The organism is Pedobacter sp. AC402 (genome assembly GCF_979252805.1).
The window spans coordinates 109,450-128,969 of record NZ_CEEDAI010000008.1 but is presented as its reverse complement, the minus strand read 5'-3'; the positions used below and the strand labels follow the sequence as shown (position 1 = coordinate 128,969).

Sequence of the window (19,520 nt, the reverse complement as noted above, 5' to 3'; positions counted from 1 at the left end):
ATGAAAGAAATCTTTGATCAATTATCGGCCGATTGTAGCAGGCTAACCACCAAAAAGTATAGCACAAGTTTTTCGCTGGGTATTTATTTTTTGGGTAAAGAACTGCGTTTGCCCATTCATGCTATTTATGGCTTTGTACGGTTGGCAGACGAAATTGTGGATAGTTTTCATCACTTTGATAAGAAATTTTTACTTGATAAATTTAAGCATGATACTTTTGAAGCCATCGATCTGGGCATCAGTTTAAATCCAATCCTTAACTCTTTTCAACGCACTATCAATCAATATCAGGTTGATCATGAGTTAATTAATTGCTTTTTTAAAAGTATGGAAATGGATCTCTCTGACCAGCAATACACGCCCGAACTGTACAACGAATACATTTTAGGCTCGGCAGAGGTGGTGGGCTTAATGTGCTTAAAGGTGTTTGCAAATGGCGACCCGGCAGAATATGAACGGTTAAAGCCTTATGCAATGAAACTCGGTTCGGCCTTTCAAAAGGTAAATTTTCTTCGTGATGTTAAAGCCGACCACCAGGGGTTAAACCGCACTTACTTCCCAAATGTGAATTTAGCTGTATTCTGCGATCGCCAAAAAAAGGAAATTGAAGATGAGATTGAGCAAGAATTTGCTTATGCCTTAAAAGGAATTAAAATGTTGCCTGCAGCCTCTAAAACGGGGTATACTTATCTTACGTATATTATAGAAAATTATTTGTTAAAATAAAGCGGTTAAGTGCCGAAAAAATTATGACGGAAAGGATCAGGATTTCCAACACTCGAAAGGTTGGTTTAATGTTCGATTCGCTTATCCGAAATAAGTTAAATGCAATTTAAATGGAAGAACAAGTTATTCTTGTAAATGAGGAAGATGTGCCCAAAGGACAGATGGACAAATTGGAAGCGCATCAAAAGGGTTTATTGCACAGGGCCTTTTCAGTTTTTATTTTTAACAGCAACCGCGAGCTGCTATTGCAGCAGAGGGCCCTAAGTAAATACCATTCGGGTGGTTTATGGACCAACACCTGCTGCAGTCACCCCCGGATTGGCGAAAGCAATTTACAAGCCGCTAAAAGAAGATTGAAAGAGGAGATGGGGATGGATTGTGATATCAGTTACCTTTTTAAATTTACTTACCGTGCCGAATTTGCAGATGGTTTAACTGAACATGAGGTAGACCATGTGTTTTTTGGGTTGAGCAATGATTTGCCCGTTATTAACCCTGATGAAGTGGAAACCTTTAAATATATGGATTTGGAAGCTTTGGCTAAGGATATCGAACGTAATCCTGAAGCGTATACACCGTGGCTGAGAATCTGTTTAAATGAGGTTGTGAAACATGCCTCAACTGCTAAAACAAAAAACGGGCATACAACCTAAGTCGTATACCCGTATCTAAATTAACGCTCTCGAGGACAAATATAGGACTAGTTTACAAAATTCCTAAAAGATTAACATTTCTTTTACTTTAAGATTATAGTTGGTTGTTTGGGTTTTTGTTAATAAAGAGAATAAGCTATTAATTTTTAGCGGTTTATGTATTTACGTTAAGAATTGGAAGAATAAAATAATTTTCAGTAAATCCAATTTTCATTCCTTATCTGCAAATATTTTTAAGCCCGATGCTGAGTGGTTTGAGAATCACAAAACGTTATTTGAGAAAACCTAACTAACATATTAACTACTGCAGCAGCCTCATTTATGAGTTGTATAATTTTTGGCATTTGTTGCAGTAATAAGTTTGCCTATGAGTTTTGCCCAATTCTTTTTTCTCAATCACATGCTTAAGCGGACATTCTTTTTGGTTATACGCCTCCCAGTGTTTACTTAAGGTGTTTTCTTTTTTCCACTTTAAAAAGTCGAAACTGTAATTTCTGGCTTCATTAACAAGGGCTTTTAGTTTTGCAGGTTTTAAGTTGGCAATTTTAGTTAAAGGATGGATTCGGGTACGGTATAAAACTTCATTTTTAATAATATTACCCACTCCACTAAAAATTTGTTGATCCAGTAAAACATCACAAACCAGGGCTTCGGGCACGCTATTTAACTTTTTTATGGCTGCACTGCTGTTCCATTCATCGGCCATAACATCATTTTCCCAATTGTAATGTTGGTTAACGTTTCCTTCTAAGAGATCTACTTTGCAGGTATAAAAGTTCAGTTCGTCTTTTTTAAAAATAAGTCCTAGCTTAAGTGGTATTTTCTTACTTTGATTAATTAAGTAGCTTCCAAAAAGCATAAAATGGATGCGGACGGTAAAATCATCAAAACAGATCAGGAAATGTTTGCCCCAGCTCCTAAAGCTTTGGATCTTTTTGTGTAGAAGCCTGTCTTTGTCGAAATTTTTTGCGTTGCCCACTACCTCCAGTACTTCTGGCTTGTCAAATGTAGCTCTTCAATTAAATCTTCTTAATATGATAATAGATGGGCCTTCGGGCATGTTATTCGTTTTCTAAATTCCTGAAATTTATATTTATCTTTTATGTAGCTGTTAAAATAACGCCCTTTTGATCCGGAGGCTTTTAACATCTTATAAATCTTTTCGGCACATTTTTGTACACGTATACCATATCAGTAACGAAAACTACCTTTAGTAATTTTTTAGCTGAATCATAACTGAAATGTTTAATTACCGATGATGGCATAACCTTTTAGTTTATGCGTTAAAAACAGCTCCTGTTGAGAATGGTTTTAATCGTTATTCAGCTCCGACTCTTCTTTTGCGACTTTAATTTTTTCCTTTTTAAGGTCAATCCTAATGATATTATATAAGTCTCATGTAAACATTGGCAATCCACACGATGGAAAAGAAAGAAATAATATAACCACGCCAATCGGGGTAAATTAATGTGAATTTGGTAATGATCAGCAAAAGTGCGGTAACGTAATGACTGAAACAGTACTCGCAGGTAAAAACATAAAAAAACTTACGTTTAACCAGTTTGTTGCAGTTTTTTGACCGGTCTACACAAAATTCGCGTGCCTCTCTGAATATTTCTTCTTTTGTAACCGTCCACGCAATACAGGCTACCGGTAATGCCATAACGAAGAGGTAATAGATGTGTAGTTCCATTGATTTAATTGCTGTATATGTACAAACCTTAAACCCTTTAAAATGTTTAGTTAAGCAATAAACATTTTAAGTATATTTATGTTAGATTAAATAAACCTAATCACTTATTGTTATGGAAAGATCAGAAATTATATCTCTATTAGAGGTTATTAATCAACAGGTTAGTTCTTCGGTTTTAGGTGGGATGGAAGAAGAGTATGAGGAATTAGAAAGCATGGGATTAATCACAATCAACCGCGAATCGGTACAATGGTCGTCGGCGATGACGCCTGCCGGAAATGCATATTTAGGGCACGACTAGGCGATTTTAATTAGAGTAGGGTTTTTTATTATCATCCTCATTGCCGAGGAGGAACAACGAAGTAACTTTAATGCTGGTAATTCTTGCTAGAAAGATCGCTTCGTCAGCTGAAAAAGCCTTCTCGCAATGGACTGATTTATTTAGACTTTTTCAGAAGCTGATAAACATCTACCTACATAATTCCATCACATGCTTTACGACTGGAACTTTGACGGTTTTATTGTCGGAATTCTGCTAAATTTGCTGCAAGTTTAGAATTGTGCCCAATGTAAACGGCGATTCTAATTGCAAATATGAACGATTTACAACTTAGAACAGTAAATGTAACCCGGTATGTTACGCCTTTGCGTGAGGGTGGCTCTATGCCAGCTATTGCAGAGGCTGATGATAATTTTTTATATGTACTTAAATTTAGGGGAGCAGGCCAGGGTACAAGGGCTTTAATTGCCGAGTTAATTGGTGGTGAAATTGCCCGCTTACTTGGTTTACGGGTACCAGAATTGGTTTTCGCCAACTTAGACGAAGCTTTTGGACGAACCGAACCGGATGAAGAAATTCAGGATTTACTAAAAGCGAGTGTTGGCCTTAATCTGGCATTACATTATTTATCAGGAGCAATTACTTTCGATCCAACGGTTACCACTGTTGATGCCACACTTGCCTCGCAGATTGTTTGGTTAGATCGCTTTTTAACCAATATGGACCGCACCTGCCGAAATACCAATATGCTGGTTTGGCATAAAGAACTTTGGTTAATTGATCATGGAGCAGCGCTATATTTCCATCATTCATGGCAAAACTGGAAAGAACAGGCCGTTAAACCCTTCTTTTTGGTTAAAGATCATGTACTACTGCCCTGGGCCACCGAATTGGAAAGCGTACACGAAGCGTTTACTAAAATGCTAACCGCAGAGAAAATTGAGTCCGTAATTAAATTAATTCCTGATGACTGGTTGGAAGGCGAAACAAATTTCGAAACCAAAGATGAACATCGAAAAGCCTATACCTATTTTTTAACAGAGCGGTTATCACATTCGGATATATTTTTAAAAGAAGCGCAGCATGCAAGGGAAATTCTTATTTGAGTATGCTGTAATCCGCGTGATGCCGAGGGTAGAACGCGAGGAGTTTATTAATGTGGGTATAATTTTATTTTGTGCTAAGCAGAAGTTTCTAAAAAGTGTTTTTGTTTTGGATGAACCCAGGGTAAAAGCATTTTCTGCTGCTGTTGATTTAGTGGAACTGAAAGAAAATCTAGCTGCATTCGAAAGGATCAGTACTGCTGCAAAAGGATCTGGGCCTATCGGTCAATACGATCAGGCTTCGCGGTTCAGATGGCTCACCGCAACCCGAAGTACTGTTGTACAATGCTCAAAAGTGCATCCCGGTTTTTGCGATGATGCTGAAACAACCATGTTGCGGTTACACCAGGAGCTGGTTCTTTGATCCTTTTCAACAACAATTAACCAGTTTATACCATTAAACAGTTAATCAATTTACCTTTTATCAAAATAACAATAAACCCCTTATTCCTTGCCTAAAGAATATTTTAAAAAACTGCAGGATTTGCTCAACATAGAGCGTGAAGAAGACCTGCAATCGTACTTAAAACTTACTGAAAATACTTCAGCCGCAGATCGCAGAGCTTTAGGTTTAACCTGGTACCCGATAGCGATCAGAAATACGGAAATTGGCCTGGGCGATTACTTAACGGTAGAATTGGATCAACAACCCATCAGGATTTTTCTCATCAGTTTCGTTTTGGTTCTGCCGTGGTGCTATTTTCTAACCACGATGCAAAAGAAGACCGTGTTGAGGGAATTATAACCCATCAAAGTGCGAGTAGGATGAAAATCAACTTCAGGGTAGATGAATTACCTGATTGGACAAAGGATGGAAAGCTTGGTGTTGATTTACTTTTTGATAATAACAGTTACGATGAGATGCAAAATGCACTTAAACAGGCAACGCATTTGGCAGAAAATGATTCGGAGAATAAATTAATCAAAATATTGACGAAGGGTGAAAAACCATCTTTTCAAGGAGAAGAAAAGTTTATCATCCCAAATACTTTAAATGATTCGCAGCAATTGGCGGTTAACAAAATTATTGCTGCAGATCATTTAGCAGTGGTGCATGGTCCGCCCGGAACCGGAAAAACCACTACGCTTGTTCATGCCATAAAATCGTTGGCAAAACACAGTAATCAGAAAATACTGGTGGTGGCACCGAGCAATACGGCTGTTGATTTATTGACTGAAAAACTGGCTTTAGCAGGTTTAAATGTGATTAGAGTGGGTAATCCTGCCAGGGTTTCGGAAAAGTTACTGGCTGCTACGCTCGTATCATCAAATGGCCGATCATCCGGAAATGAAAACCATTAAAGCCCTTAAAAAACAGGCCAATGAATATAAAAACATGGCGCATAAGTACAAAAGGAGTTTTGGCAGGGCGGAACGGGAACAACGTAAAGCCCTTTTTGATGAAGCACACAAAATTGGAAAAGAAGTAGAAAAAACCGAACAGTACATCATGGATAATCTGTTTACAAAAGCGCAGATTATTACGGCAACATTGGTTGGCGCAAACCATTATACTGTTCGGAATTTGAAATACAATACCATTGTAATTGATGAGGCCGGGCAGGCTTTGGAACCTGCCTGCTGGATTCCTATTTTAAAAGCACAAAAAGTAGTATTGGCTGGTGATCATTTTCAACTTTCGCCAACCATTAAATCAAACGAGGCCGCTAAAAATGGATTAAGTAATACTTTACTGGAAAAAATTGTAAAGCTTCATCCAGAATCGGTGGTTTTACTTGAGGAGCAATATCGGATGAATACCAATATTATGGGTTATTCCTCTTCAGTATTTTACAATAATGCATTAAAAGCGCACCATTCGGTTGCAGATCGTGTTTTGTTTCCCGGCGAAAAAGCCATTCAGTTTATTGATACCGCCGGTTGCAGTTACGATGAAAATTAGATGGTACAAGTACCACCAACCCGGATGAAGCCGCATTTTTAGTTAAGCATTTAACACATTTAGCAGAACGTTTAATCAGTGATCCACTACAAACCGGTTTTCCTTCTATCGCCATTATTTCGCCATACAAACAGCAGGTACAGATTTTGAATGCTTTGGTACAGGAAAGTGAAATTTTGAATCCATACCAGGATCAGATTTCGGTAAATACAATCGATAGTTTTCAGGGGCAGGAGCGCGATGTGGTTTACATCAGTTTAACCAGGAGTAATGCGGAGGGCAGCATCGGTTTTTTATCAGATACACGGAGAATGAATGTTGCGATGACGAGGGCAAGGAAAAAGTTAGTGGTAATTGGCGACAGTTCTACCTTGTCGAAATCTAAATTTTATGCAGGGTTTATAGAGTACACCGAAAACCTTAATGCTTACCACAGTGCCTGGGAATTTGTGGATTTATAATTAAACACTATCTGCAGCATCCTACTACGTAATTTTTAATAGCAGCTTTGGTTTTAAAGCCTAATCCTAAAATATAATTAAACCTTTTCCAGTTTCTTTTCTTCTTCAAGCTTGCCAGATATACTTGCACCTGCAATTAAAAGTTCATGAGTAATGGTTTTGGTGTATTCAGTAATTTCAGATTTGAAATCTTTTACCGATGAACCTGAACGGATTTCTTCGAGCCTTTTTTCCCATTGTCCGGTAAGTTCTGCCTGTGCAATTTGTTTATCTTTAACCACTTCATACACAGCCAAACCTTTATTTGTGGGCACAAGGTTCCGTTTTTCCCTGGTAATATACTCTCTTGTAATTAGCGTTTCTATGATGGATGCCCGGGTAGCAGGAGTACCCAAGCCACTATCTTTCATGGCGTAACGCAACTCTTCATCTTCAATCTCCTTACCGCAGGTTTCGAGGGCTTTTAACAACGATGCTTCATTGTACATCGATTTGGGTTTTGTTTGCTTCTCCAACAAAGTCTTTTCTGTTATTGGAAGCAACTCCCCAACAGCAACCTTTGGCAAAGCTGCATTGTCTTCATCTTTTTTATCGTCTTCCGGGTCATTAAATACTGCGCGCCAGCCTGCTGATCGGATAACCGTTCCGTTGGCAATAAATGTAAGTCCTGATTGAATGGTAATTTTTGTCAGTTCCTTAAGGCATTCCTGGTGGAAAGCTTCTATCATTCTGCCCACAACCATATCATAAACCGCTTGTTTATCTGGGCTCAAGCCATAAGCCTGTTCTCCTGTAGGTAAAACCGCATGGTGATCGGTAACTTTTTTGGCGTTAACGCTTCGTTTATTTAAGGCCACTGTTTGCAGAAACTGTGCCTGTTTTCCAAAATCAGGATGCGTTGTAAATTTCGAAATCAAATCTGGTACGCCGGCATAAACATCATCACCAATATAGCGCGATCCGGTACGTGGATAAGAAACCAGTTTGCTCTCATATAAATTCTGCAATATGTTAAGGGTTTGATCGGCAGTATAGCCTTTTTTCTTATTGGCTTCTTGCTGTAAACTACTTAAATCGTGCAATAAAGGTGGTGGTTCTTTTCTGGGTTTGGCCTCTACTGCGGTAATATTTCCTCCTGTAGCAAAACCTGAGGCTACATCTTCTACCAGGGCAAATAGTTTTTCTACTTCTTCTTTATCTTTATAATTCGAGGTAGATATGGCTTTAAAAACCTGCTCATCTTTAATCAGCATAATGCTGATCTGGTAATAGGTTTGTGGTTTAAAGTTTTTGATTTCCAAAAAGCGCGCACAAATCATGGCCAGGGTGGGTGTTTGTACTCTCCCTAGGGATAATACGGTTCTGTTTCCGGCCGAAATACTTAAAGCCTGGGTGGCATTCATCCCCACAAGCCAATCAGATTCTGATCTGCAATGGGCGGAATTAAACAGAGTATCATAATCTGTTCCTGGTTTTAAATTCCTGAAACCATCTTTTATCGCTTCATCCGTTTGCGAGGAAATCCAGAGCCGTTTAAAAGGTTTTTTACATTTTAAATAGTAGTAAATGTACCTGAAAATTAATTCACCCTCACGCCCCGCATCCGTTGCTACAATAATTTCCGAAGCTTCATCAAAAAGTTTTTTAATGGTATCGAGTTGCTTCCTAACAGCAGGATCTTCTACAAAGCCATCTTTAGTTTTTATTTTTCTAATGGCGAGCTTAAATTTTTGCGGAAGCATGGGTAAATGCTGTTTTCTCCAGCCTATAAAGCCATAATCCTGTGGGGGTGCCAATTGTAACAAATGCCCAAATGCCCAGGTAAAAGAATATCCTTTACCTTCAATGTATCCATCTTTTCTGGTGGTGGCGCCAAAAACTTTTGCAAGTTCGCGGCCAACAGAGGGCTTTTCTGCAATTACAATCTTCATGAATGGGCTTATCTTTTCAACCTCAAAGATGATTAAAAAATTATCAACGGCTTAAAAAAATTACTCACAATGCCATTTGCCTTTCGTTTTCAAAAACAATTATCAGGTAACTTTGTACAGGATTGGTGGTGTAAATTTTTATATCGAATTGACTAACAAATCGGTAGTAGATCAATCTAACAGCAATAATTGTTTATTAAATGAATGGATAAAGTTTACGAATTAGCAGGTTATCATATTAAAGTCGGTATTGAACCTCAGCTCATCCGTGTGTACAGTAATGCATCACTTTGGGCCTACCTTGATGGTAAGGCAAACGCACGCTTTGAACTGATGGTGGATACAATTAAAGCCGATTACGCAGAACATTTTGGTAAAGAACTGGCTATCTCGAATGATTCGCTAATTGTAGAGATATTGGTGCATGTATATTGCGATTACCTTGGCTTATCGTTTAACCGCATAGTTCGCATAAAATGGATTCAGAATTTGGTAAAAAAACTGCTCACGCGTGCCGAAGTGGTAGATTGCGGAGAGAAATCGGTAGATAGCAACCGCTGGGTTTGGGATTTACTTGCAGGCAGCAAATCGCTTTTTATTGCCATTTTACCCAAAAACCTTAATTACAGGAACATTAAAACTTATTAATCCATCTGTGCAGCAAAAATCTGTTCCTTGTTTAAGGCTACGCTGGCTGCAAGTGTTTCATTTAAAAATGCCGAATTATATTGCTGATCTGATTTATTGATGAAGAGTACCGTATGATCTGATATCGTATTGATTACCTTATCGGCCAGTTTAGCAGGAACGGCCGGACAACCCTGGCTTCGGCCCAGTCTGCCCAACTGATCAATACTTTGCTGACTCACATAACTTGCACCATGTACCACAATGGCCCGCTCTCTGGCGTTGCTGTTAAAACCCTGATCCATACCATCTAATTTGAGCGAACGGCCATGTTTGCCATAATAAATTTCGCCGGTTAAGTAAAACCCCAAGCTGCTTTGGTTGGAATTGAGGTTGTTCGAAAATGATGAAGGTTTATCTCCACCGCTATTCTGCCCATGAGCTACCCAAGTGTTTAACAGGAGTTTTTTATTTTCCAGATCAATAATGTACAAACGTTTTTTGCAGCTTTCCTGATCAAAATCGGCAATGGTTAAAATGGACCTGGCACTCACTAAGCCCGAATATTTCATGTTGTAAAATCCGGTAAGTGCCTTTTCAAAAACCTGTTCACTTAACCCTGCCGAATCCAGATGAACTTCATGATATATATTTAAAATGTATTGATTGTAAATACTGTCTGCAGCAATATTTTTAACTGCTTCTTGTTGAGTGTTTGGATGCTCCACGGCTTTCCAACTTGTTCCGACAATGCTCATACCCACTAATAAAATCGCAGCAATGCCCAGGGTGTATTTCTTCATTCAGTATGGTTTATTGATATTGAGTAATTTATACGTTCGATTGGGCATTATGTTGCCCAAGTTGGTTTGTAGTGCTAAAAATACAAATTGTTTTTACAATTTAATGACTTAGCTTTAATAGTATAGCTTTTTGGAATATGATTTTAGCTTTATTCCGTTATTTATTCTAACAAAGCATTTCTTTCCGTGTTATCATAGGAAAACCAGGCGTTATGAAAATTCTATTAACCGGTGCAAATGGTTACATCGGTACAAGGCTAATTCCTTTGCTGCTCGAGGAATCGCATGAAATTGTTTGTATGGTGCGCGATAAGCGTAGGTTTATTGCTGAATCTGAATTGAGTGATCATGTTAAAATTATTACCGGCGATTTACTCCAAGCAGATACGTTAAATGAAATTCCTGAAGATATTGATGCAGCCTATTACCTGGTACATTCTATGTCATCCAGTCAAACTGGTTTTTCTGATATGGAAAAAGCTTCTTCTGAGAATTTTTCAGCAGCCATTCAGAAAACAAACTGTAAGCAGATTATTTATTTAACGGGTATAGCGAACGACGAACATTTATCTAAACACCTGGGTTCGAGACTCGCCGTAGAAGAAGAACTTAAATCATCAGGAAAGGCCTGTACCATTTTAAGGGCGGCCATTATTATTGGTTCTGGTAGTGCTTCATTCGAAATTATTAGGGATTTAACTGAAAAAATACCTTTCATGATTACGCCCAAGTGGGTAGAAACCCGTTGTCAGCCAATTGGTATCCGCGATGTTTTGGCGTATTTAATCGGGGTATTGCACAATGATAAAGCTTATAATCAAACCTTTGATATTGGTGGACCTGATATTCTTACTTATCGTGAAATGCTTTTAGGTTATGCCAGGGAACGCGGACTGAAAAGATGGATTATCACTGTTCCGGTTTTAACACCAAGATTATCATCGTTATGGTTAAACATGATTACCCCAGTACCTTATTCACTGGCGAGAAGTTTGGTTGATAGCATGAAGAATGAAGTGGTGTGTAAGGATAACCGTATTGAGCTAAGTGGTACCACGGAAATGTTTAACATACGCAGAATCTCTGCACCTGGCCTTCGAAAAAATAGATCAAAATTCTATCGTTTCCAGCTGGAAAGATGCTTTAAACCGCGGTTACCTGAACTCTAATTTTATGGATCAGATTAAAGTTCCCCAAAACGGAACCTTGCAGTATAAAGTAAAAATGCCATTTGAGCGCAAAGCTGAAGAAGTTTTCGAGAATATTTGGAGCATTGGCGGCAGCAGGGGATGGTATTTTATGGATTGGCTTTGGCAATTGCGCGGGTTTTTGGATAAGATGTTCGGTGGGGTTGGCACGCGGAGGGGAAGAACTAGTAACATTGATCTTCAGGCAGGTGATGTGCTGGATTTTTGGCGGGTATTGCTGGCAGATAGAAAAAGTAAAAGATTATTGTTATATGCCGAAATGAAAGTACCAGGCGAAGCATGGCTGGAGCTTAAACTGGTAGAATTTCATGGCAAATCATTTTTATCGCAAATCGCAACTTTCAGGCCTAAGGGCTTATGGGGCAGGATGTACTGGTATGCCATGTGGCCATTTCACATTGTGCTTTTTAAAGGTATGGCTAAAGAGATTACAACTTACAAACCGGGTAATTAAATCTATTTGCTTATTTTTGCCGAATAGAATATAAAAATGCCAAACGAAGAAAATGATTACTCATTCTGGACCAAATACAAAAGATTTGCCTCAACAGAAATCCTAATGTACCTAATTATGATTATTGGAATCGGATTAGGGATCATTTTTTTAAGCTAAACCTATTTTCCTCCCACAAAAATAGCACAAATGTGTTTCTTGCGTTTTTTTTAAAGTAGTAATTATTTCAAGCTAAGTGCTAATTTTAAATAATCTGAGGCATTAACATCGTTAATAAATTTCGAAAATTCAGTATACTGATCAGCAGGGAATGTGCCATCATTTAAAACCAGTTTGCGGTAATAGGTTAGTTTATTTCCGTTAACAGCTGCTTTGCAAACATATTCACCAAATACACTCTTAAAATGTTTATCCTGGGGTGTAATTAGTGCGGTATTTACATTATCAGGAAGGGTATAAATAATGGTATCTTCATCAGTGTAGCCACGGTTAATGTAAACAGGTAAAGTTCTGTTCCTCATTTCAGGTATTGATCTTTTAACATTGAAAACATTGGGCTGCAAAAACATTTTATTTCCATTTACAGGTGCGTAATTCCTGATGTTGATGGAAATATCTTCTATCAATTTTGGGTTTATTTCTTTTTTCTGCGCCAAAGAAACTGTTTCAAAATCAATATTATCAATGTTGTAAGTTTCTTTTAACAACTTGTGCTGTTCCGTTATGGATTTTCCGATCAGTGATTCTTGATTATCGTATTGAGAACCTGCATAAACCGTTTTCATTTGTCCGGCAATACTTCCATCTTTTTGTATAGTTAAGTCGGCATTGCGTGTTTGCAGGTTTTCCGCAGTGGTTAATTTTGGGGTATGCAATAATTTCCCTCCATCTGCGGTACAGGCCAGTACCAATCTATCATCGGTAAAGTCGCTTAAAAAGCCAAAGGGTATTTTCTGACTGGTGCATTCCAACCAGGTGGTATCGCCTTTTAACGGCATGCATAAAATGATGTGATTCCCTTGTACCATACTGGCATATTTTGGGTCCATGCTTTTCTTCTCTGAGCCGGCTTCTACCACGCAATAATAAGAATCTATCTCTGCAGCATTAAGTAAACTTTGCATGTAATTTACCAATGCCTTACAATCTCCATAACCAAGTTGGTCTACTTCGCCGGCAGCAATAGGCTGAAAACCACCAATGCCAATCTGAACGCTAATGTATCGCGTTTTATCCTGTAGGTACTGATAAATTTTGCGGGCTTTATCTTTTTCAGTTTTTTCGTTCTTAACCAGGTCTTTTATGGTTTGTATTGTGGTAGGCGGCAGCGATTTGCGTTCTCTTAACAAATCATCATAAATCCATTTGCCCAGTTCCTGCCAATTGGTATAAGTGCCTTTATGGTTGTAGTAATAAAAATCCTGTAGGGGCAATCTGTATACTCGTGTTATAGGTTTCGTGCGATGGGCTATAAGGTTCAGTTCTAACTGCTAATATATTATTTGCTTTCCAAATGGTTTTTTTTTGCTTCTCATCAGTTGTAACCTCAGGAGTTCCGCTATAATTCTGCGTTTTTATTCTTACCTGGTCTGCAGGTTTACAAATAAAAGTATAAGTGCTTTTTTCAACAGAAACATCATCTGCCGGTTTTGGGTTCCAATCGGGTATAATGAGGTTTTGTTTGTTTCTGATTTCGTAATTGTAAACGATGGTGTAGGGATATTGGTTTACAGCTGGCAGGTAGTGTTTCACACGGCTATCAACAAAAAGCGAAAATCCATCAGCAGCACTCATATCAGAAAAATCGTTTTGGGAGAATTTATTGGTGAGCTTGCCTACGCTATTGTAAACTTCACCTTTTATCCCTTTAATTGCTATGTTTTTATCGTAATAAAGCACTAAACGCGCTTCCTCATCGCCGTTTTGATTAAAAACTGTAATTGCCTTTTTAACGTTCAGCATTACATTATCCGGAGAACGCATATCAACGATAGTTTCTTCATTTCGGATACAGGCATTAGCCCGGTTGCGTAAATTGGCAGGAATTAAATCGACATCATAATTATCTTGCGCAAAGCCAGAAACCGATACCAAAAGCAGGAAAGCCGCACTGAATAAAAATTTCATTTAATTTGCCTTTTTTAATAAAAATTCTGTTTTCTGGTTCTGAATAATTTTGCTGTAAAATTCTTTCAAAAACAAATATTCTTCTGGTTGGTAAATTGCATTGTTAAATTGCAAAACCTGGTTCATAGAAATGGTATTGTCTTCTAAATTTGTATTTAGTATATATTTTCCGCCGGCATTTGGTAAGCCAATGGCCAAATCTTTTGGTTTTTCTATCAGCTGGTATTTTTCGGGTAAAGTAACATTGATAATGATGCGTTCATCTGATGCTGCGCCTAAATCAACAGGGTAGGTGCGCTCATTTAAATTAAATGGATTTTTAGAAATGGTATTAATAAAAAACGGACTTAAATAGAATTGATTCGCGTTTGAGCCATCAGTTACCGTAAATTCAACTTCGTATTTTTCTGTAAGCGGATGTTCTACACTATCAATATTTATTATACTATGTTCAAGTATTTTAATTCTTGTTAAGCGCTCGTCTGAACTTTTCTACATATTCATCTACAGAATTATAACGCAAAATATCTTTTCTTTTATTGTATGCTGCATATCCCAGTGTATGGGTAGTCAAAGTACCTAGAATTTTTCCTTCTGGCGTCATTTTTCCGATCAGAATGTAACTGCTAACAGTTTTCTGACTTGCTGTTAAATCGATCCAGTAAGAAGGTTTTTTCAGGTTAATTACCCTGCCCTGATCATTAATACACCTCAATGGCAATAAACCAAAGGGAAGAAGTGGCTCAGTGGCATCTAGAAGGTAACTTTTATCCCCGATATTTACTTTAGCAACAAGGTAATTAAAATCACTTATTACCGGATAAAGTTTGTTTACAGTTCCATTGTCGCGGGTAGAGAGAATCACCGCTTCGGCATCTAAATTGGCTGCGGAGAGGGCTGCAATCAAATTCAGATTGATATCCGCAACATTACCAGATCGGTTTTCGAGTGCTTTTTTAATATTGTCTACAGCGTATTTTCCGTAATAATTATCCCACTTAATCTGCTTCTTAATGTAATTAAATATGGCTTTTGCTTTCTCCAGATCATCATTGCTTCCCTTCGTAATTACCGGGATAAGATCTTTAAAAACATCCTTTCTTTTCATCTGCGCCCCTAATGATTTATCAGTTGATAATTCATAATCAACATCTTTCCATGTTTTGGTATAAGAAGTTTTGCTTCCATTTAAACTCTGAACATCAGAAAGCTCAAAATAAATGGCTGATTTAAAATTGCTGGGCGCCGTCATGTTATCTTCCTCAATAAATGCAGGAATATCTTTCATCAGGTAAGTAATTTTCGAACAATCTATTGCCGTGCCAGATAAACGCAGACATTCCTTGCTCAATTCTACTTTTTGATCAGTAAGTTTCTGAAATCCCCTTAAAGAAACATTGTAATTGTAAATTCCGGGTATGTAAACCAGGTATTCGCTCACTACCTTGGGTATATCACTTTGGAACTCCCAGGTTTTAAAGTTAAACATATTTGGCGATCTCAGTTTATAACTATATTCGATAATAGAACCTTCTTTAAGGTTGGGAAGGGTAAATTTGGTAAGCCTGGTATATTTAGAGCGGTTTTCGGTAAAAACAGCTTTTTTATCCATCACCGTTTCTACAAAATTATTTTGGATATAATTAAATGTAGAAGCTTTTAACTCGCTGATTATTTCTTCGCGGGTATCGTCTTTATACGTAGGAATAATAATATTGGCTTCTTTAAAACCTTCTTTATTATATATTTTGATTTTTACGTGGTGTTCAAAAATCAGTTCCATACTTCCTGTATTATCATCTCTTTGGATGGAAGCCGTACCGAATTCTTTTAGCACAATGGCATTGGCGTTACTATCTAATTTTTTCCTGTCCAATTCGTAATCGTCGTAAGTAATGGCTCCGTAGTTAAAATTTTGTGCCTGAGCAGCCAGCGATAAAAATAAGAGAAATAGTAAGGTTAAGGTTTTATTCATTTGAGCGATAATAAATTGGTGCAATTTAACCCTACAAACTAACATTCAGAAATAATTTGACAATTAAATTTAGAAATTAATAAAGTTGTTTTAGAGAACTAATGAAACCTTTTTAGCACTTTTGAAAAAAATGAATTTGACATTCCGATACAAATCTAATGTCGCCAATCTCACATCATAAGAAATGAAATTAAATTTAAAGCGCCCTTTAGCATTTTTTGATTTAGAAGCTACTGGAATAAATGTTGGAGCAGATAGAATTGTAGAAATTGCGATTTTAAAAGCCATGCCGGATGGTTCTGAAATTGTTAAAACCTGGCGTGTAAATCCTGAAATGCCGATTCCTTTGCAAACTTCGTTAATTCACGGTATTTATGATGAAGACATTGCCAATGAGCCAACATTTAAAGCTTTGGCGGTAGAAATTGCCAAATTTATTGGCGAAAGTGATCTGGCGGGCTATAATTCCAATAAATTCGATATCCCGATGCTTTTAGAAGAATTTTTAAGGGCTGAGGTGGATTTTGATATGGCCAACCGCAAATTTGTTGATGTACAGAACATTTTCCACCAGATGGAACAGCGTACTTTAAAAGCGGCCTATAAGTTTTATTGCCAGGAAGATTTAATTAATGCCCACGCTGCAGAAGCTGATGTAATTGCAACTTATAAAGTTTTACTCGGCCAGTTGGAAATGTACAAAGAAACAGAATTTGAAAGCAAACAAGGTGTTAAAAGCATTCCGGTTGTAAATGATGTGGATGCCTTGCATATTTTTACCAATATTAATAAGCCGGTAGATTTTGCCGGCCGTTTGGTTTACGATGATAACGATCAGGTGTGTTTTAATTTTGGAAAGCATAAGGGCAAAACCACTCATCAGGTATTTAGTGTAGAGCCAAGTTATTATGCATGGATGAAAAATGGTGATTTCCCTTTATATACGAAGAAGAAGTTAGACGAAGAATGGGCAAAATTCAATGCCAAGAAAAACGAAAACAGAGCTGCAAAGCCACAAAATGCTGCACCTGCAAATAAACCTCCATACCAGCCTAAACCTCAACCCAAAAAAGAAAAACCCGCAGAGCCGATTAATACGGATATGTTGGAACAATTGAAAATGAAGTTTGGTAAATAAATATTTGATTAACTGTTTAAGCTGCTTAATCGGTTACTGTTAATGTTTACTTGTATAAATTAACCGCCAGGCGCCATGCGTTAAGCGCTATGCTAAGAAAAATGAAATCCTTATCAATATTTAGTTTATTAATATTAAGTGCGTTTTGTTTAAACGCGCAAACAACGTTGCCTATAGCATCTGAATTTCAGAAAACCTATCAAAAGGAAACCAGAAATGCCAATGGCAAACCTGGTAAAAACTATTGGCAAAATAGCTCTAAGTACGATCTGAATGTAAATTTTAATCCTACAAGCAGGTTGTTGAAGGGTAAAGTACAGGTAACCTATACAAATAACAGTCCTGATACACTTAAAGAGATCTGGTTTAAACTTTATCCGAATCTCTACAAAAAAGGAACACCTCGGAAATCAAAATTTGCAGAATCTGATCTTGGTGAAGGTGTTGCGATAGAAAAATTGCTTGCCAACGGCAAAGCAATAACCGATTTTAAAATAGATGGAACCAATATGACTGTTAACGTTGCAGCAGTATTGCCTGGTAAAACCATTAGTTTTTCAATAGATTACAATTATACCCTTAATAAGGGTTCGCATATGCGTACCGGTCAGGTAGATGAAGGTTCACATTTTGTGGCCTACTTTTTTCCCCGTATTGCAGTTTATGATGATGTTGATGGATGGAACAAATTTCCTTATACCGGTGCCGAAGAGTTTTACAATGATTTTGATCAATTTAATGCTTCGATAACGGTACCCGGTGAATATGGAGTTTGGGCTACCGGAGATTTGAAAAATCCTGCAGAAGTTTTCCAGAAAGATATTGTTTCGAGAATGCTTTCTGCCGAAAAAAATGATGCTGTGGTAGATGTAATCACAGATAAAGACCTGGCAGATAAGAAAGTAACGCAGCCCAATGCTTTTAATACATTTAAGTTCGAAGCGAAAAATGTAACGGATTTTGTATTTGCCCTTAGCGACCATTATTTATGGAAATCAAGCAGTTTGGTTGTTGATCCAAAAACGAAAAGAAGAACCCGTGTTGATGCTGTTTTTAATCCAAAACATAAAGATTATTACGAAGTAATCGATTTTGCCCGTAAAACAGTAGAATCAATGAGTTACACCTTTCCGAAATGGCCTTTTCCTTATAACCACGAAACTATATTTGATGGGTTAGACCAAATGGAATATCCAATGATGGTAAATGATAATCCAGTAGATAATCGCGTAGATGCAATTACCTTAACAGATCATGAAATTTTTCATACCATGTTTCCTTTCTATATGGGTATAAATGAAACCAAATATGGATGGATGGACGAAGGTTGGGCAACAATAGGCGAGTGGTTGATTTCGCCAATGATCGATTCTACTATTGTAGATGAGTATGGCGTTCAACCTACAGCATCCTCATCTGGAGGCAAAGATGATACACCAATTATGACCTTAACTCCTGATTTAAAAGGATCGGGATCATTTACCAACTCTTATCCAAAACCTGGTTTGGCTTATCTTTTTGTTAAGGATTATCTGGGTGATGAATTATTCACCAAAGCTTTGCATACTTATATTAAAAACTGGAATGGCAAGCACCCAATGCCGTACGATTTTTTCAACAGTATAAACGAGGGTAGTGGAAAAAACCTGAATTGGTTTTGGAAAGCCTGGTTTTTTGAGGGCGGTGTAACCGATATGGCCATAAAATCAGTGGATAAAACTTCTGATGGTTATACAATTATAATCGAAAATAAAAGCATAAAGCCATTGCCAATCGATTTAACTTTAAATTATAAAGATGGATCTACAGAAAATAACCACAGTACTATTGGTGTTTGGGAAAAAGGAAATCAACAGGTTAAGATTGAAATAAAAACCACTAAAAAGTTATCAAAAGTGGTAATGGGCAATCCGCACACTCCAGATAAAGTAAAAAGCGATAATAGTTTCTCTGTAAATTAGAATGATTTGAGGAAGTTGAGTTTTCCTAGGCGATTTGCTTAGTAAATTCGACTTCCTAGCTATAGTTATTTGTTTCAAAATCTCATATTTAGGAAACACTTATTCTATCGTCATCCAAAGAGAATAAAGGTTTTATAAAAGCATTTGAAGTTTAGTAGATATTTACATCCGCTGACGTCATTCCCAACTCGATTGGGAATCGTAAAGCCTTAGCAGCATGCATTAAGATTCCCGCATGCGCGGGAAAGACGCCCCTTCTTAGCGAAATTAGTTTTTGTTAATTGTTTATAGAAATTAAATAAATAAACGTTAATCTTTATATAAAAATATCGAAGTAAAATAATACATCCGCTGACGTCATTCCCAAATCGATTGGGAATCGTAAAGCCTTAGCAGGATGCATTAAGATTCCCGCATGTGCGGGAAAGAAGACAGTTCTTCGCGAAATCAGCTATTTGAAATTGATCGCAGGACTAT

21 protein-coding genes and 2 pseudogenes are annotated in these 19,520 nt (G+C 37.5%); 14 read left to right on the top strand and 9 right to left on the bottom strand.

Annotated elements, in window-relative coordinates:
• Entirely contained in the window at positions 1 to 726 is a 726-nt protein-coding gene (locus tag AC0IWE_RS09805) for a phytoene/squalene synthase family protein (protein WP_471792936.1), read from the top strand.
• A 110-nt stretch (positions 727 to 836) separates the two neighbouring features.
• Entirely contained in the window at positions 837 to 1,379 is a 543-nt protein-coding gene (gene idi, locus AC0IWE_RS09800; protein WP_463494113.1) for an isopentenyl-diphosphate Delta-isomerase, read from the top strand.
• Positions 1,380 to 1,698: 319 nt separating this feature from the next.
• Here idi and AC0IWE_RS09795 read toward each other — a convergent pair whose 3' ends face one another.
• From AC0IWE_RS09795 to AC0IWE_RS09785, 3 genes and pseudogenes are all read right to left on the bottom strand, one after another.
• Positions 1,699 to 2,358 carry an endonuclease gene (locus AC0IWE_RS09795; protein WP_471792935.1) on the bottom strand — a complete coding sequence of 220 codons (660 nt, stop codon included), beginning with the start codon at positions 2,356 to 2,358 and terminating at the stop codon, positions 1,699 to 1,701.
• Positions 2,359 to 2,408: 50 nt separating this feature from the next.
• Positions 2,409 to 2,644 (bottom strand): annotated as a pseudogene (locus tag AC0IWE_RS09790) (KTSC domain-containing protein).
• A gap of 119 nt (positions 2,645 to 2,763) precedes the next feature.
• Complete coding sequence (locus AC0IWE_RS09785; protein WP_471792934.1) at positions 2,764 to 3,072, bottom strand: hypothetical protein; 309 nt, start codon at positions 3,070 to 3,072, stop codon at positions 2,764 to 2,766.
• A 112-nt stretch (positions 3,073 to 3,184) separates the two neighbouring features.
• Between AC0IWE_RS09785 and AC0IWE_RS09780 the strand changes: the two genes are divergently transcribed.
• From AC0IWE_RS09780 to AC0IWE_RS09750, 7 genes and pseudogenes are all read left to right on the top strand, one after another.
• Entirely contained in the window at positions 3,185 to 3,373 is a 189-nt protein-coding gene (locus AC0IWE_RS09780; RefSeq protein WP_025143481.1) for a hypothetical protein, read from the top strand.
• A 293-nt stretch (positions 3,374 to 3,666) separates the two neighbouring features.
• On the top strand, positions 3,667 to 4,458 hold the full coding sequence (locus tag AC0IWE_RS09775; RefSeq protein WP_471792933.1) for a HipA family kinase: 792 nt from the start codon (positions 3,667 to 3,669) through the stop codon (positions 4,456 to 4,458).
• A complete protein-coding gene (locus AC0IWE_RS09770; RefSeq protein WP_471792932.1) occupies positions 4,436 to 4,819 on the top strand; it encodes a DUF3037 domain-containing protein in 384 nt (127 codons plus the stop codon). The genes AC0IWE_RS09775 and AC0IWE_RS09770 overlap by 23 nt, the downstream gene beginning before the upstream one ends.
• Positions 4,820 to 4,906: 87 nt before the next feature.
• The gene (locus AC0IWE_RS09765) at positions 4,907 to 5,200 is read left to right on the top strand and encodes a hypothetical protein (RefSeq protein WP_471792931.1); all 294 of its coding nucleotides are present in this window, start codon (positions 4,907 to 4,909) and stop codon (positions 5,198 to 5,200) included.
• A gap of 20 nt (positions 5,201 to 5,220) precedes the next feature.
• A complete protein-coding gene (locus AC0IWE_RS09760; RefSeq protein ID WP_471792930.1) occupies positions 5,221 to 5,757 on the top strand; it encodes an AAA domain-containing protein in 537 nt (178 codons plus the stop codon).
• Positions 5,744 to 6,358, top strand: coding sequence for a DEAD/DEAH box helicase (locus AC0IWE_RS09755; RefSeq protein ID WP_471792929.1), 615 nt, complete (start codon positions 5,744 to 5,746; stop codon positions 6,356 to 6,358). Before AC0IWE_RS09760 ends, AC0IWE_RS09755 begins: the two co-directional genes overlap by 14 nt.
• A 65-nt stretch (positions 6,359 to 6,423) precedes the next feature.
• Positions 6,424 to 6,819, top strand: a pseudogene (locus tag AC0IWE_RS09750) (C-terminal helicase domain-containing protein); the annotation flags it as partial.
• Positions 6,820 to 6,896: 77 nt separating this feature from the next.
• Here the strand turns inward: AC0IWE_RS09750 and topB are convergent.
• A complete protein-coding gene (gene topB, locus AC0IWE_RS09745) occupies positions 6,897 to 8,750 on the bottom strand; it encodes a DNA topoisomerase III (RefSeq protein WP_471792928.1) in 1,854 nt (617 codons plus the stop codon).
• Between the two features lie 204 nt (positions 8,751 to 8,954).
• On the opposite strand from topB, the gene AC0IWE_RS09740 reads away from it, so the two are divergent.
• A complete protein-coding gene (locus AC0IWE_RS09740) occupies positions 8,955 to 9,398 on the top strand; it encodes a hypothetical protein (RefSeq protein ID WP_471792927.1) in 444 nt (147 codons plus the stop codon).
• On the opposite strand, the gene AC0IWE_RS09735 is transcribed toward AC0IWE_RS09740, so the two are convergent.
• Positions 9,395 to 10,180, bottom strand: a complete 786-nt coding sequence (locus tag AC0IWE_RS09735; RefSeq protein WP_471792926.1) for a murein L,D-transpeptidase catalytic domain family protein — start codon at positions 10,178 to 10,180, stop codon at positions 9,395 to 9,397. The genes AC0IWE_RS09740 and AC0IWE_RS09735 overlap by 4 nt on opposite strands.
• A gap of 212 nt (positions 10,181 to 10,392) precedes the next feature.
• Between AC0IWE_RS09735 and AC0IWE_RS09730 the strand changes: the two genes are divergently transcribed.
• Together AC0IWE_RS09730 and AC0IWE_RS09725 are read left to right on the top strand one after the other, a co-directional pair.
• Entirely contained in the window at positions 10,393 to 11,349 is a 957-nt protein-coding gene (locus AC0IWE_RS09730; RefSeq protein ID WP_471792925.1) for an NAD(P)H-binding protein, read from the top strand.
• Positions 11,350 to 11,353: 4 nt separating this feature from the next.
• Entirely contained in the window at positions 11,354 to 11,842 is a 489-nt protein-coding gene (locus AC0IWE_RS09725) for a DUF2867 domain-containing protein (RefSeq protein WP_471792924.1), read from the top strand.
• Between the two features lie 221 nt (positions 11,843 to 12,063).
• Here the strand turns inward: AC0IWE_RS09725 and AC0IWE_RS09720 are convergent, their stop codons facing one another.
• The 4 genes from AC0IWE_RS09720 to AC0IWE_RS09705 form a co-directional block, all read right to left on the bottom strand.
• On the bottom strand, positions 12,064 to 13,275 hold the full coding sequence (locus AC0IWE_RS09720) for a transglutaminase-like domain-containing protein (protein ID WP_471792923.1): 1,212 nt from the start codon (positions 13,273 to 13,275) through the stop codon (positions 12,064 to 12,066).
• Positions 13,241 to 13,969 carry a DUF3857 domain-containing protein gene (locus tag AC0IWE_RS09715; RefSeq protein WP_471792922.1) on the bottom strand — a complete coding sequence of 243 codons (729 nt, stop codon included), beginning with the start codon at positions 13,967 to 13,969 and terminating at the stop codon, positions 13,241 to 13,243. Before AC0IWE_RS09715 ends, AC0IWE_RS09720 begins: the two co-directional genes overlap by 35 nt.
• A complete protein-coding gene (locus AC0IWE_RS09710) occupies positions 13,970 to 14,167 on the bottom strand; it encodes a hypothetical protein (RefSeq protein ID WP_471792921.1) in 198 nt (65 codons plus the stop codon).
• Between the two features lie 262 nt (positions 14,168 to 14,429).
• Entirely contained in the window at positions 14,430 to 15,944 is a 1,515-nt protein-coding gene (locus tag AC0IWE_RS09705) for a DUF3857 domain-containing protein (RefSeq protein ID WP_471792920.1), read from the bottom strand.
• Between the two features lie 184 nt (positions 15,945 to 16,128).
• Between AC0IWE_RS09705 and AC0IWE_RS09700 the strand changes: the two genes are divergently transcribed.
• Together AC0IWE_RS09700 and AC0IWE_RS09695 are read left to right on the top strand one after the other, a co-directional pair.
• Complete coding sequence (locus AC0IWE_RS09700; protein WP_471792919.1) at positions 16,129 to 17,082, top strand: exonuclease domain-containing protein; 954 nt, start codon at positions 16,129 to 16,131, stop codon at positions 17,080 to 17,082.
• A 167-nt stretch (positions 17,083 to 17,249) separates the two neighbouring features.
• A complete protein-coding gene (locus AC0IWE_RS09695; RefSeq protein ID WP_471792918.1) occupies positions 17,250 to 19,043 on the top strand; it encodes a M1 family metallopeptidase in 1,794 nt (597 codons plus the stop codon).
• Positions 19,044 to 19,520: the final 477 nt, after the last annotated feature.